The organism is Azoarcus taiwanensis (assembly GCF_012910885.1).
Lineage (GTDB): Bacteria > Pseudomonadota > Gammaproteobacteria > Burkholderiales > Rhodocyclaceae > Azoarcus_F > Azoarcus_F taiwanensis.
Genome location: NZ_WTVM01000106.1, coordinates 1 through 13,515 on the forward strand (window position 1 = coordinate 1; position 13,515 = coordinate 13,515).

The window sequence follows — 13,515 nt, forward strand, 5'->3', positions numbered from 1 at the left end:
AAGAATTCATCATCATCTACCCCGACTCCAGCCTGGAGCAAGCGACCGCCGCCCTCATCCGCCTGCAGCGCCAGCTCACCAAAGTCTTCTTCCTCGCCGAAGGCAGCAAGATCCTCATCACCTTCAGCGCCGGCGTCAGCCCATGGCAACCAGGCGAGCCCATCGACGTCGTCCTCAAACGCGCCGACGAAGCCATGTACGAAGCCAAGCACACCGGCAAGAACCGCGTCGTTGCGCGCGAAGCAAACCAATAGTCTTTCACTCACGGGGCTATTCAATATGCGGGGCAACCGGCAAGATGGTGCCCGAAAGTGCGAAGCGCTACTCTGACGCCTGCTCATCTCCTCCAGGGAAAGCAGTAACAAGCGCTATCATTCGAACCCGACTTAATCAGGAAGCACCATGACGAAAACGTTTCTGCATGTCGGATGTGGCCCACTACGCAAAGAGTCCACAACCCCGGGATTCAACACCACTGAATGGCAAGAACTGCGACTCGATATTGATCAGTCCGTCGCACCCGACATTGTCGGGACCATGACAGACATGTCAGGTGTTGCAGACGCATCCGTGGACGCCGTCTACTCCAGCCACAACATCGAACATCTTTACGCACATGAAGTGCCAATCGCACTCGCCGAGTTCCTACGTGTACTGAAACCCGACGGATTCGCTGTCATCACCTGCCCTGACCTGAAATCCGTCTGTGCGCTGGTTGCCGACGACAAGCTCACTGACACCGCCTATATTTCGGGCCTTGGCCCGAACACCCCCAACTACATCCTCTACGGCTTCAGGCCATCAATGGCTCAAGGCAACCTCTACATGGCACACCGCAGCGGCTTCACCGAGAAAGTGCTCGGCGGCACGCTGAGCGCTGCGGGCTTCGCGATGGTAGCAACCATGGCTCGGCCCGCTGCATTCGACTTATGGGCGGTAGCCTGCAAGGCGCCCCGCAGCAGCGACGAAATGCACGCTCTCGCGGCCGCACATTTCCCTCTTTGACGCGTACCACTTCCCAGGGAAGGGAACCAAACTCCCTGGGAACCTCGCGTGCGGGGTTATTTCGAGCCAGACTCGCCAAGTTGAATAGCGCATACTAAGCGTGCGACGCAATATCCACCAGGTACGAATGCGGGATAGCGACATTCGAACGCTCAATCATCCCTGCAACAGCGAAAGCACGTTGCGAGGCAGGGCGTTAGCCTGCGCAAGCATGGCTGTACCCGCCTGCTGCAAGACTTGAGCGCGAGTCAACGCAGCGGTTTCAGCGGCAAAATCGGCATCAAGGATCCGCGAGCGCGAGGCCGACAGGTTTTCCACCGAAGTCTGCAGGTTGGCAATCGTGGATTCGAAGCGGCTCTGCAGCGCGCCGAACTTGGCCCGTTGTCCGTTGATCGCATCCAGGGCGCTATCGACGATTCGCAGCGCGTTGGTGGCACCGGATACAGTAGCAACGTCCATCCCTTGGACTTGCTGCAGGTCACTTCCAACAGTAATGCCCGAGGCGGTTGCGCCGGAACCGAACACACCAGCAGTGAATGCAGCGGCCGAAGTGGTGATTGAGTAAGATCTCGACGAATCAAGCGTCACTTGCCCTGCCGCGGAGATCGTCCCAGATGCATTGGCCGCCAGTGCGCCGGAGGTGGCACCCGTTCCGAGTCGAATATCAGCGGTAGCCGCGCTTGCCGCTGCGCGGAGATTGATCGTGCTGCCGTCATCAGTATTAAGGATGATGGCATCATTGGCATCGTTCAGGCGCGCCGTGACGCCAGTCTTGGAGCTTGCTTCATTGATCGCATTCACAGCCTGAGTCAGGCCGTCAGCTGTGTCTGCATTCGAAACCGTGAAGGACACGTTTTGAACAGTGCCCGCACCAGCGTCGTTGGATGAAAAGAGCTGAATCGCGAAGTTGCCAGAGGCACTGAAGTCAAGCGTGGTTTCGGTTCGCGCCGAAGCACGTACGCCCGTTGTTGCCTGAGAGTTGATCTTGGCGGCAATGTCACGAGCGCTGTCTCCGACGCCCACGGTCACCGAGGCTGATCCGCCAGCGCCGTTGACCGTGAATGTGCCGCCGGTGGCAACAGCCGCGCCGGTGACTGCAGAGCCAGTGACTGCAGCGCCCGTTACAGCAGTGGATTCGCTGGCGTTACCAATCTGATAGGTGCCATATTGACTCGTGCGGAAATCCGTGGTCGTCGCCGTGATCGTCTGGTTCGCGTTGGCGCCGACCTGATATACCGCCGAGCCAAACGTACCGTCGAACATCTTCAAACCATTGAATTCGGTCGTTAAGGCGAAACGATTCAGTTCCGCGACAAGCTGGCCGACTTCAGCGTTGAGCGCCGCACGGTCTGCAGCGCTGTTGGTGGCGTTGGCCGACTGCACCGCCAGCTCGCGCACTCGCTGCAAGATATTGCCCATCTGGTTCAATGCACCCTCACCGACCTGTGCCAAAGAGACGCCATCATTAGCGTTCCGGCCGGCCTGCGTCATGCCGCGAATCTGCGATGTCATCCGTTCGGAAATCGCCAGCCCGGCGGCATCATCCTTCGCGCTATTGATACGCAATCCGGAAGAAAGTCGTTGCAGGGACGTGGCGAGGTCGCCAGCGGAGCGCGAAAGGTTGCGCTGCGCGTTAAGCGAGGGGATATTGGTGTTGATGACTTGAGACATGGTGTCACTCCTGTGATGGCGTTGTGCGCTCCGCTATCTGCCGGCAGTTCTTGCCGCAATCCTCTACTACCTCCGCGGACGACATCACCAACGCAATACTCGTGCCAGGATTGAAAGCGCCCAAGCAAGTCATTTCCCTCCCGCACGGCAAGATGTCCTAAACTGCGCGATAGATTGGTCCGATATGACCGCAGCCTCACTTGACGCATCGTTTGGGCACCCCGCAAGAGCAAGGGCAAACATCCATGAACATCCGTATTTGGCAATCCGGCGAGAACAGCAGCGACATTAACGCTGGCGGCATCGGTAATCCGAGCCCTGCACAGCAAACCGGCGACCCCCTCACCTCCGCAGGACATTCACTGAAGATCCACACCCAATCAGCGCCACAGCAGGCTGGCTATCTGCAGTTTCTGCAGGCTCACCAGTTGACAAGACACGAAGCACTCGCCTTCGACCACTATATCGACCATCAGACTGCGCCGCCTGAGTTCGAGATAGCCATAGCTTGCACGCCAGCTACACTAAACGAGCTTGTCGCAACTCTCCGCGCGCTTGCCCGCCAGCTCTACTCACGCGCAAGGATTACGATCATTGGCGACGGCCCGGCACCTGCCGCCATCGCTGCGTCACCCAACCTCAACTGGATCAACAGCGCAACCCCTTGGCCGGATATCTCCCGGCTTTTCGAATCCAGCAATGCCGACTGGCTGTTGCTACTCGATGCAGGTGATGAGATTGTGGAGCACGCACTCCCGTATGTCGCCGAATTAGGGCTGCGATGCCCTGAGGTCGGACTGATCTATGTAGACGAAGATCAACGCAGCGCTGCCGGCTATCCAGACCAGCCGTACTTCAAACCAGACTTTTCACCCGATTATCTGCTCGCCTTCCCTTACTTGGGCGATGGCGTGTTCGTGCGCCGAACCGCAATGGCCGAGGTCGGCGGTCTGCGCACTCAGGACTACGGTGACCCGTTTCATGATCTCGCTCTCCGACTACACGTGACATACGGCGATGCCGCTATCACCCACTTGCCGGACGTGCTTTATCGCCGCCACCCCGTACGTTCGCTCTCACGGGATCTGGGCGGTCAAGCCGGCACCTGGAGAGCCTTGAGCGACTACCTTCAGACTTCCGGACAACAAGACGTTACATTCAAGTCGGGCTTGCTGCCCGGCAGCAGCCGTTTGCGGCGGCCACTACAGGCGGCCCCAAAGATCGCCATCATTGCCCAGGCACCGGCGAATCTTGCCGCCTGCCGGCAACTTGTAGAACACACTTTCCTGCAACGCATCGTGCCAGATTGCCGGCTCCTGCTCTTCGTTCCCATGGATGCGCCCGCAGACATCTTGCAGTACATGATTGATGCCGACTCTGCTGGAGCGGAAGGCCTCGAAATATATCAGTCTCATCCGGGTCAGGGCACGCTACAAGGCATCGACGCAGCCATCAGGCAGACCGATGCCGAAGTCATTGTATTGCTACGCGCCGGATTGCAGCCAACTACCCCCGAGTGGCTCCCTGAACTCGCCGTCGAAGCACTGCGCGAAGAGATTGGCGCGGTCGCGCCCAGGATTGTTGACCCAAAAGGTAAGGTAGTGGGCAACGCCCTCATTCTTGGCTGCACTGGACTCGCCAACCGCTTTGGACATGATACGAGCTTCGACGCCTGGGGGCACTTTGGTCGCCAGCTCGTTGCCCAGAACCCCAGCGCTCTGACCTTTGATGCGCTCGCCCTCCGAAGGCGGACCTATCTGGAGCGGGGTGGATTCGACCTCAAACTGGATCCGGTTTCCGCTGCCATCGATTTCGGGCAACGCATCAGGCAAGGTGGCCAGCGCTTGCTCTGGCTGCCCGACATCACGCTCGTCGCCACAACCCCACAAACGGAAAGCATTAGCGAAACAAGCGAACATATCTTGCTCGAACGCTGGCTGCCTCAGCTTTCACGCGACCCTTTTTATAACCGCAACCTCAGCCGTTCACGCCCGTTCGCCCTCGTCGATAATCCGCAGGTGAGCCGTCTTCGTCTACCGTGGAAACCGCTCCCACGGCTACTCGCCTTCCCCGCAGACTTGATGGGGTGCGGCCACTATCGCGTTATCGAACCATTCAATGCGGCGCTCAACAATGGCCACATTGATGGCTACTTGGGCGTCGATCACTACAATCCGTTCGATCTCAGTCTATTCGACGCCGACACTCTTCTCCTGCAGCGTCAGGTGACTGACGGCCAATTGCGTTTTCTGAGTCAGTACAGGAAATTCTTCCAACTGCGTCTCGTTTACGAACTGGACGATCTCATTACAAACGTGCCGGCAAGCAGCTTCCACAAATCGCATATACCCAAGGACATAGCCCGGCGTTTGCGCACCGGCTTGAGCCTTTGCGACCGCTTCATCGTTTCCACCGAAGCACTTGCCGAAGCCTATCGCCACTTCAACAGCGACATCAGGGTTGTACCCAACCGGATCGATGTCACGAAGTGGGGCCATCTGCAACCCCTGAGACGTGCGGGCAAGAAGATGCGTGTCGGCTGGGCTGGTGGCGTCAGTCATGGCGGGGATCTCGCGGAGATCGCTAGTGTCGTGAAGGAGCTGGCTGATGAAGTGGAGTGGGTGTTCATGGGCATGTGCCCAGACAGCATCAGACCATACGTGAGCGAATTCCACGCTGGAGTGCCAACTCCGGACTATCCGGCAAAGCTAGCGTCTCTTAATCTCGATCTGGCCATCGCCCCGATCGAGCACAATGACTTCAACGAATGCAAGAGTAACCTCAAGCTACTCGAATACGGCATCCTCGGCTATCCGGTAATTGCCAGCAATTTCGGCCCCTATCGCTGTGGATTCCCGGTTACGCTCGTGAAGAACCGCAGCCGGGACTGGATATCCGCGATCCGCGAACACCTGGCCGACCCCGAAGCGCTCGCTCGGCAAGGCGACACCTTGCGGGCACATGTCCGCGCTAACTGGTTGCTTCAAGATCATCTCGATGAATGGATGGACGCATGGTTCAAGTTCTGAAAGCGCGAAGCTCAGAAAAATATCCTCAAGGTTTCTCCGGAGCCGTCGTTAAGGAGCACAAGGAGTAGCGGTTCGTTGGTCTGAACCGGTCTCCGTAGAGCCTTTCTTTCCACGAGGAGAACGAACATGTCTTCGGTCATCAATACCAACGTTGCGTCGCTCAACGCGCAGCGCAATCTTGCCGGCACCAGCAACGCCCTCAACACTTCTCTGCAGCGTCTGTCTTCCGGCCTGCGTATCAACAGCGCCAAGGATGACGCCGCCGGTCTGGCCATCTCCGAGCGTTTCTCGGCACAGATCCGCGGTCTCGACCAGGCCCGCCGCAACGCCAATGACGGCGTTTCGCTGGCCCAGACAGGCGAAGGTTCGCTGAACCAGATGGGCAACATCCTGCAGCGGGTGCGCGAACTGGCCGTGCAGTCGGCCAACGCCACCAACAGCGCCTCCGACCGTGCGGCACTCAACGCCGAAGTCGGTCAGCTCGTCTCCGAACTCAACCGCTTTGCCAATACCACCGAGTTCAACGGCACACGGCTGCTCGACGGATCGAACAGTTCGCTCGTGTACCAAGTCGGCGCCAACGCCAACCAGACCATCACGGCCACGACCACGGATTTCCGCACGAGTCAGTATGGCACCTTCCAAATTGGTAACGCCAGCCAATCCACTGCTGTAACGGGCACTGCAGTCACTGGCTCTGCAGTCACCGGCGCGGCTGTTGCCACCGGCGGCACATTCACGGTCAACGGCGCTGGCGGATCAGCCTCGGTCACCGTGGGCGTCGGAGACAGCGCTCGTGACATTGCCGCCAAGATCAACTCTCAGGCAACAACCGGCGTACGTGCTTCGGCGCGAACCGAAACCACGCTTGACTTCAGTGCCTCTGGCAACTTCGCGATTCAGCTCTTTTCATCCAACGACGCTGGTGCGGGCACTGTTCAAAACGTGTCCTTCACGGTTTCGGATGCAAACACAGCTGACGGCCTGACTCAGGCTGTGAATGCGATCAATGAAGCAAGCTCCAAGACTGGCGTCACGGCGCGCCTGAACGATGCCAATGATGCCATCATCCTTAATACTGATGACGGCAGCACGATCAATCTCCGCGCAGCGGCAAGCGCGGCTACCGCTGATATTCGACTCGGAACGGGTGCCACCTCCGGCGCACTGGCGGCCAATGCATCTGGGACGATCTCCGCGGCAGGGCAAGTGACGCTTGATTCGTCGAGGTCTTACTCAATCACCACTTCGGCCGCTGCATTCACTGCTGGTGTGTTCGGTTCCGGCGCAACCGCCTCGGGCATTACTGTTGGCAGCGCTCTACAGAAAGTGGAAAACCTGGACATCGCCACCGTATCTGGTGCGACCAACGCGCTGCGAATCGTCGATAGCGCCCTGGATGCGATCAACGGACAGCGCGCAAAGTTCGGCGCACTGCAGAGCCGCTTCGAATCCACGATTGCCAACCTGCAGACTTCGGTGGAAAACCTGTCGGCCTCGCGCTCGCGGATTCGTGACGCGGACTTCGCCTCCGAGACTGCGGCACTGACCCGCGCCCAGGTGCTGCAACAGGCCGGGGTTGCAATGCTTGCCCAGGCCAACGCCTTGCCTCAGAGCGTGCTAAGCCTGCTCCGCGGCTGATCGCCAGACCTTGCAATGAAAGCGACGGCGCGGTAGCACTACAGCTACCGCGCCGTTTCGCCTTGGCAGGCTCAAGGAGTCCACTATGAGTATCCAACCCATCGGCGGCATTCCGCCATCCATCGGTAGCATCGCAACCGGAACCACCGCCAATCGCGAGCTGTCAGAAACGAGGGTATCCGAAACACCGCGGGCTGCAGCCCCTTCTGTCGAGACCGCCGCGTCAACGCAGCAAGCCAGAGCGCCTGAAAGTCGGGAGATCCTCGAGGATGCGGTATCCCGGCTCAGGGAGTTCGTCCAACCGATCAACGACAGCATTCAGTTCACACTGGATGAAGACACGGGTCGTACAGTGGTCAAGGTGATCGATCTGCAAACTCAGGAAGTGCTGCGCCAGATTCCGTCGGAAGAGGCATTGACTATCGCCAAGGCACTGGACAAGCTTCAGGGATTACTGATCCAGAACAAGGCATGATTTGTGCTTTGCTTTCTTTCCACAATCACCATTAGTTCGGGAGATCCTTCATGGCTGGAATAACATCGTTGGGGGTCGGTTCGGGACTCGACCTCGCCGGCATCCTGAGAGGTCTCATGCAGATTGAGCAGCAGCCGCTGGTGAATCTGCAGCGCAAGGAAGTCTCCTACCAGGCCCGCATTTCGGCACTGGGTTCGCTCAGGGGCGCACTGTCGGCGCTGCAGACCTCTGCGTCCGCGCTACCGCCCGACACAGGCAAGACGGCTGCAGAGAAGTACTCATCGTTCTTGGCAACCGTAGCCGATACGGACATCGCTACGGCAAGTGCAAGCACGGGAGCGGCTCCCGGAGTTTACGCACTCGAAGTCAGTCAACTGGCGCAAAGCCAGCGGCTGGTTTCCGCCCCCTTGACCAGCGCGGACAGCACCATCGCCGAGGGAACACTGACAATCGATTTCGGCACACTCGAGGCCGGCGTTTACACAGCCGACAGTGCCCGACAGCTTGAAGTCACCATCGATTCGTCAAACAACACCCTCGCAGGCCTGCGTGATGCGATCAACGCGGCAAACGGCGGCGTCACTGCAACAATCATCACCGGCACCGCGGGTGCTCAGCTCGTCCTCACGGCGAAGGACTCCGGCTCCAAGAACGTCATGCAGCTCACCGGCCTGACAGGCTTCGATTTCGACGCGACGAGCGCGGCAGGCGACCTGTCGCAAGACCCCGCACAAGGCGGACGGGCGGCACAGAATGCCGAGTTTACGGTGAACGGCATTGCTGCAAGCAGCAGCACGAATACCGTCTCCGGCGTGCTTGACGGCGTGACCCTTACGTTGAAGAAAACCAACATCGGCACCCCGACCGACATCACCGTCAGGAAAGACACCACGACGGCACTGAAGGCCAACCTCAACGCGTTCGTGAAGGCGTTCAACGAGGCTGCATCGACCATTTCAAGCCTTGGTTCGTACAATGCCGAAACCAAGGAAAGCGGACCGCTGCAAGGGCAAGCGGTGATACGTACGACGCAATCGCAGCTCCGGAATCTCGTATTCAACACCACTGCTGGTGGCACGACCGCGTTTCAGCGACTTGCGGACATCGGTGTCACCTTCAACAAGGAAGGCGAGCTGTCGATCGACTCCGCGAAGCTGGACAAAGCGCTGGAAGAAGACTACGAGGCGGTACTGAGACTGACAACCAATGTCGGAGAGATCTTCAAGAGCTCGCTCGACACGGTTGTTGGCTCCACGGGCACGATTAGCGGGTTGACCGACAGCCTCAACCGCATGATCAAGGACCTTGATTCGCAGCGAAGCATTCTGAATCAGCGCCTCACCAACATCGAGGAACGCTACCGCAAACAGTTCACCGCGCTCGACACTCTGGTGGCGAGCATGAAGGACACCAGTAATTATCTGACGCAGCAGCTCGCATCTCTGCCGGGCGTGTGGAGGAACCAGTAATGTTCTCTTCGATGAAGAACTCGGTTGCAGCCTATGAACAGGTGGGTCTCGACATGGTGGTTGAGACGGCCGACCCGCATCGACTGATACAGATGCTCTTTGAAGGCGCATCCGCAGCTCTGGCGACTGCAAAGTATGCGATGGAGAATGGAAATACCGCCTCAAAGGGCGCCGCCATTTCCAAGGCGATCGACATCATCTCGAATGGGCTGGATGCCAGTCTCGACACGGAGCAAGGTGGGGAGCTCGCCGAACGTCTTTCGTCGCTCTATCAGTACATGGCCTCCAGGCTCCTGTGGGCAAACCTCAAGAACGATGTTGCGGCACTGACGGAAGTGCAGGGGTTGATCTCGGAACTGCAAGATGCCTGGAACCAGATCAAGCCCAACGTGCCTGGTTGAAATGGAGTCGGGGAGGCCGATGCTTACTCCAGAGTCCTGTGCCGAGATGCTGGCTTGCTACGAGAGCATGCTGGTTGCCGCTCAAGCAAACGATTTGGACACCATGAGCACGCTGGAGCGGAGGATTATTGCGTTGCGTCACGCAGCGACTGACTCACGTGAAAATCGTGAGTGGAGCCAGACTGAGGTCGAAGAAATGCGCAAGCAGATTGCCCGGATGCTCGAACTCCACACGCAGATTCTGGAGCATCTCGGCCCACTGCTCGACGAGACCAGAAAACTGCTTGGCGGAAGCGCCAAGGACCGTGCAGTCCGGTCCGCCTACAGCGCGCTGGGCCCACCATAGTGGTCGAGCTGCTCAAGTGACCTGGCCCCTGCGATGCGGGAGTGATAGAACATGATCCCCGGCGACCTCGCTGCCAGACTCCGGATGCTGACCGAGGCGAGCTTCTTCGACTCGGAACCACCGGTTCAGGGCACCGCCAAGGTGCGCGAGATACAGGCGCGCCTGCCGCAGTTGCTGCCCGGGCAGCAATTCACCGCCAACATTCAGCGGCCCCTGCCGGACGGCACCTTTCAGGCGGTGGTTGCAGGGCGCAGTTATACGCTCGCGCTCAACCATGCAGCAAAGGCCGGCGACTCGCTGGAGCTGGTCGTCACCCGCAGCACACCCAACGCGGTTTTCGCGCAACTCGCCAATCCGGCGGGAACAGGTGCCGAAGCTGCGGTACGGCCGAATCTCAGCCCGACCGGGCAGTTGATCAGTTTTCTGCTGACCGGGCAACCCGCCGCCCAGGCTACCGCGCTCGCTGCCGGCAAGCCGCTGGTGGCGACACCACCGATCGCCACCAGCGCGCCGCTGGCCGCGGCGATCCGGCAGGCTGTGGCGCAAAGCGGCTTGTTCTACGAGTCGCATCAACTGCAGTGGCTGTCAGGCAAAATGGATACTGCCGCGCTGCAACGAGAGCCGCAGTCCGGCTTCGCCCAGCCAAGGGGGGCACCGCCCGGCGGGCAGGGTGCTGCGCCTCAGGGCGCTGCGACACCGGCCTCCTCGTCCGCCACCCCGCAGGCACAGGCTGGGCTCGCGCGACTCGCGGGCAATGCCGCGGCGATTACCGGCATATCGGAAAGCGCTGAGACCGATGGGAGCAGCGAGCGACTGGCCGAAGCCCTGCGCGGCGGTGCGCAGGCGCGCATGGCACCGGTTCCGGAGCGGCTGATGCCGTTGGTGCATCAGCAACTGGACGGCATGGCGACTCAGCAATATGTGCTCCACGGTCAGGCCTGGCCGGGACAGCATTTCGAACTGGCACTGGAAGACCCGGGCGAACACGGCAACGGCCAGGGCGAAGATGCCACCGACTGGAACACGACCCTGCGTTTGAAGATGCCACGTCTCGGCACCGTCGAGGCGCGTCTGCAGCTCACCCGGGAAGGCGTCGCGATCCGCCTCAGCGCAGCCGACGCCGAAACGGCGACAAAGCTCGAGCGCGGCCAGGCTGAGCTTGCGAGCGCGCTCGAGGCCGCGGACCTGCCCTTGCTCGGATTCGTCGTGGAGCGCACCCGGAATGAGTGACGATCCGGCTCGGCCAGCTCCCCGCGACGAAGCGGTCGCACTGACCTACAGCACCGGCGACGCTGCGCCCCGCGTGGTCGCCAAGGGACGGGGTTTGATCGCGCAGGAGATCATAGAACGCGCACGCGAGGCGGGCGTGTTCGTGCACGAATCGCCGGAGTTGGTTGGGCTGTTGATGCAGGTCGACCTCGACGAACGCATTCCACCCGAACTCTACGTCGCGATCGCCGAGCTTCTTGCCTGGCTGTACCGGCTGGAGCAAGGCGAGACTCTCGCGCCGCCGACTCCGCAAGCGACGGCAAGCACCAATCCGTGACGTGTATCAGCGAGCCCGTGGCGCGAACGTGATATAACGCTGCGATCGAACCAAGCCACGCCACCTACAGCATGACCGAGACAACGCCGACAACGGCAAGAGATGAGCTTCTGGATCCGGATGCCCTGCCCAGCTTCCAGATCCGAAACAAGAAGGAAATCCGCCACTTGCTGCGGAGCATCGCCGACAAGCGTTTCATGCTGACCGCCCACATCGACGGAGGCCCGCTGACCTTCGTCACTGCCGTCCTCGATCTCACCGTGGATGGCGAGAGCGTGATTCTCGACACCAGCCGCGACGAGAAAATCATGGAGCGCGTGGAACGGGCCGAGAAGCTCGTGTGCACAGGACGACTGGACGGCGTCAGGGTGCAGTTCAGCGCCGATTCGCCCGAGGGTTTTCCGCATGACGGTTTCGAGGCCTTGCGCTGCGATCTGCCCGAGATGATGCTCCGCTTGCAGCGCCGCGAAACGTTTCGCTTGCCGGTGCCGATGTCGAGCCCGGTCGGGTGCAAGCTTCTTCTGCAGGACGAAGAGGGCCAGCCTACCCCGATCCAGGTCCGTGTGCTCGATCTGAGTGCGGAAGGAATCGGTCTGTTGCTCGAGGAAGGCTGCACGCTCGAACCTGGACAAGTAATCAACAGCGAGCTGACCATACCGGATCTCGGCGCGATCCAGGTGGGACTGCGCATGCGCAACCTGTTCAAACAGGACAACCGTGGCGGCAGTACCAGCCTGCGCGCCGGGTTTCAGCTCATCGAGCCGGCGCCGCGCCTGGTCAGTGCCATCCAGCGCTACATCTTCAAGGTCGAACGCGAGCGGAGAATGCTGGAAACCGATCGCTGAGCCAGACGCCACGGCTGGAGCGCTCGGGATGCCCCAGCGTCAACGAAACAGGGCTGCAATCTGCAGCCCTGTTTCGTTGACCGATGCCGTCAGCAGCGAATCACATCAGACCGGCATGTTCATGATGTCCTGTCAGTAACAAAACGTCGTAAAACCATTGGGAAACCTGACATCAATAGACAGGAGCACCACTTTATACCCGCTACCTTACCCACACCATGACCCGATAGACTGGCTCCACGTCGTTAGGCTAGCACGTGGTCGCCTTGCATTCATATCCTCGGATCAACGCACCGGCAAGCCCATTTCCTTGATGGACTTCATGAACCCTCGATAAAGAGCCGTAGCCTCGGCACAAGCGGCCTGCGGGGGTCTTGCGCGCCCGGGATATCTCGACTCGGCAACCTGCACACCTTGGCTGAACCCGGTCTGGATGTCAGCGAAACTGAAGCCCTGCATCCTTAGCGCGGTTGCCTGCAACTCAAGTTCGTTCGGCTGGCCGATATCACCTGTGCATTTCTCATAGATGATGCTCGCCATCATGACGCCCCGCGCGGCCTCAACGCCGCCTGCCGCAACTGCCTGCCCCGCCCCGAGAGCGAGAATCGTCACACCGAAGATACCGACCGACTTGCCACGAAGGATGCTGAGCATCATCTGATGTAGTCCTTGCTGTTTTGGTTGTTGAAAACGTAGTCCAAGCACTTCTGCCAAGCGATCTCCCGAGCGTGATCGGCGCTACGTGCCCCGATTACCGAGTTCCGAATGACTTCGTTCAAGGTGACAAGTCCGGGGGCCTCATCCGCTTCTCTGACGTGTCCCCTCCAGAACACTTCTCCATGAAAGGCGTATTGCTTGCAGCGCGCCTGCACATCAGCCATCAGCCGCGCCGCCGCGTAGGGATCAACGCTCTCGGCCATCACGGAGCCGGAGCAGATGCAAAGCGCGAGAAGCGCGGATAGTGCTTTCATCGACAATGTCACGATTAGTGCGTGGCCCGCGAGTATACATTCGCCGACAGTCGGCGGGTGCATACGTCATCGATCAGAAAGCGATTCGGAGCGCGGATCAGAACGTTGAGACAAGC

General features: G+C 59.8%; 14 protein-coding genes. 11 read left to right on the forward strand and 3 right to left on the reverse strand.

Going from position 1 to position 13,515, the window contains the following annotated elements:
- Positions 1-254 (forward strand): diguanylate cyclase domain-containing protein (locus GPA21_RS14960; RefSeq protein WP_168988932.1); only part of this gene is annotated, 254 nt, incomplete at its 5' end.
- Positions 255-402: 148 nt separating this feature from the next.
- Entirely contained in the window at positions 403-1,005 is a 603-nt protein-coding gene (locus GPA21_RS14965; protein WP_168988933.1) for a class I SAM-dependent methyltransferase, read from the forward strand.
- A gap of 156 nt (positions 1,006-1,161) precedes the next feature.
- Here the strand turns inward: GPA21_RS14965 and GPA21_RS14970 are convergent, their stop codons facing one another.
- A complete protein-coding gene (locus GPA21_RS14970) occupies positions 1,162-2,676 on the reverse strand; it encodes a flagellin N-terminal helical domain-containing protein (RefSeq protein ID WP_168988934.1) in 1,515 nt (504 codons plus the stop codon).
- Between the two features lie 245 nt (positions 2,677-2,921).
- Here GPA21_RS14970 and GPA21_RS14975 point away from each other — a divergent pair, with 245 nt between their 5' ends.
- The 9 genes from GPA21_RS14975 to GPA21_RS15015 all read left to right on the forward strand — a co-directional run bounded on the left by GPA21_RS14975 (position 2,922) and on the right by GPA21_RS15015 (position 12,428).
- A complete protein-coding gene (locus tag GPA21_RS14975; protein WP_168988935.1) occupies positions 2,922-5,705 on the forward strand; it encodes a glycosyltransferase in 2,784 nt (927 codons plus the stop codon).
- A gap of 126 nt (positions 5,706-5,831) precedes the next feature.
- Positions 5,832-7,346 (forward strand): flagellin N-terminal helical domain-containing protein, encoded by a 1,515-nt coding sequence (locus GPA21_RS14980; RefSeq protein WP_168988936.1) that lies wholly within the window; start codon positions 5,832-5,834, stop codon positions 7,344-7,346.
- An 85-nt stretch (positions 7,347-7,431) separates the two neighbouring features.
- Entirely contained in the window at positions 7,432-7,821 is a 390-nt protein-coding gene (locus tag GPA21_RS14985; protein WP_168988937.1) for a flagellar protein FlaG, read from the forward strand.
- Positions 7,822-7,871: 50 nt separating this feature from the next.
- Positions 7,872-9,290, forward strand: a complete 1,419-nt coding sequence (gene fliD / locus GPA21_RS14990; RefSeq protein WP_168988938.1) for a flagellar filament capping protein FliD — start codon at positions 7,872-7,874, stop codon at positions 9,288-9,290.
- Complete coding sequence (gene fliS / locus GPA21_RS14995; protein WP_168988939.1) at positions 9,290-9,691, forward strand: flagellar export chaperone FliS; 402 nt, start codon at positions 9,290-9,292, stop codon at positions 9,689-9,691. Before fliD ends, fliS begins: the two co-directional genes overlap by 1 nt.
- Positions 9,692-9,737: 46 nt before the next feature.
- Complete coding sequence (locus GPA21_RS15000; protein WP_479686187.1) at positions 9,738-10,037, forward strand: flagellar protein FliT; 300 nt, start codon at positions 9,738-9,740, stop codon at positions 10,035-10,037.
- Between the two features lie 51 nt (positions 10,038-10,088).
- Positions 10,089-11,267 carry a flagellar hook-length control protein FliK gene (fliK, locus tag GPA21_RS15005; RefSeq protein ID WP_168988941.1) on the forward strand — a complete coding sequence of 393 codons (1,179 nt, stop codon included), beginning with the start codon at positions 10,089-10,091 and terminating at the stop codon, positions 11,265-11,267.
- Positions 11,260-11,583, forward strand: a complete 324-nt coding sequence (locus GPA21_RS15010) for an EscU/YscU/HrcU family type III secretion system export apparatus switch protein (RefSeq protein WP_168988942.1) — start codon at positions 11,260-11,262, stop codon at positions 11,581-11,583. Before fliK ends, GPA21_RS15010 begins: the two co-directional genes overlap by 8 nt.
- A 71-nt stretch (positions 11,584-11,654) precedes the next feature.
- Positions 11,655-12,428 (forward strand): flagellar brake protein, encoded by a 774-nt coding sequence (locus tag GPA21_RS15015; protein WP_168988943.1) that lies wholly within the window; start codon positions 11,655-11,657, stop codon positions 12,426-12,428.
- A 285-nt stretch (positions 12,429-12,713) separates the two neighbouring features.
- On the opposite strand, the gene GPA21_RS15020 is transcribed toward GPA21_RS15015, so the two are convergent.
- Together GPA21_RS15020 and GPA21_RS15025 are read right to left on the reverse strand one after the other, a co-directional pair.
- The gene (locus GPA21_RS15020) at positions 12,714-13,142 is read right to left on the reverse strand and encodes a hypothetical protein (protein WP_168988944.1); all 429 of its coding nucleotides are present in this window, start codon (positions 13,140-13,142) and stop codon (positions 12,714-12,716) included.
- Positions 13,082-13,399, reverse strand: coding sequence for a hypothetical protein (locus GPA21_RS15025; protein ID WP_168988945.1), 318 nt, complete (start codon positions 13,397-13,399; stop codon positions 13,082-13,084). The genes GPA21_RS15020 and GPA21_RS15025 overlap by 61 nt, the downstream gene beginning before the upstream one ends.
- Positions 13,400-13,515: the final 116 nt, after the last annotated feature.

Bases quoted from the DNA above. Each gene is read 5' to 3' on its own strand.
- GPA21_RS14965 (WP_168988933.1), top strand. From the start codon at position 403: ATGACGAAAACGTTTCTGCATGTCGGATGTGGCCCACTACGCAAAGAG.
- GPA21_RS14970 (WP_168988934.1), bottom strand. From the start codon at position 2,676: ATGTCTCAAGTCATCAACACCAATATCCCCTCGCTTAACGCGCAGCGC.
- GPA21_RS14975 (WP_168988935.1), top strand. From the start codon at position 2,922: ATGAACATCCGTATTTGGCAATCCGGCGAGAACAGCAGCGACATTAAC.
- GPA21_RS14980 (WP_168988936.1), top strand. From the start codon at position 5,832: ATGTCTTCGGTCATCAATACCAACGTTGCGTCGCTCAACGCGCAGCGC.
- GPA21_RS14985 (WP_168988937.1), top strand. From the start codon at position 7,432: ATGAGTATCCAACCCATCGGCGGCATTCCGCCATCCATCGGTAGCATC.
- fliD (WP_168988938.1), top strand. From the start codon at position 7,872: ATGGCTGGAATAACATCGTTGGGGGTCGGTTCGGGACTCGACCTCGCC.
- fliS (WP_168988939.1), top strand. From the start codon at position 9,290: ATGTTCTCTTCGATGAAGAACTCGGTTGCAGCCTATGAACAGGTGGGT.
- GPA21_RS15000 (WP_479686187.1), top strand. From the start codon at position 9,738: ATGCTGGCTTGCTACGAGAGCATGCTGGTTGCCGCTCAAGCAAACGAT.
- fliK (WP_168988941.1), top strand. From the start codon at position 10,089: ATGATCCCCGGCGACCTCGCTGCCAGACTCCGGATGCTGACCGAGGCG.
- GPA21_RS15010 (WP_168988942.1), top strand. From the start codon at position 11,260: ATGAGTGACGATCCGGCTCGGCCAGCTCCCCGCGACGAAGCGGTCGCA.
- GPA21_RS15015 (WP_168988943.1), top strand. From the start codon at position 11,655: ATGACCGAGACAACGCCGACAACGGCAAGAGATGAGCTTCTGGATCCG.
- GPA21_RS15025 (WP_168988945.1), bottom strand. From the start codon at position 13,399: ATGAAAGCACTATCCGCGCTTCTCGCGCTTTGCATCTGCTCCGGCTCC.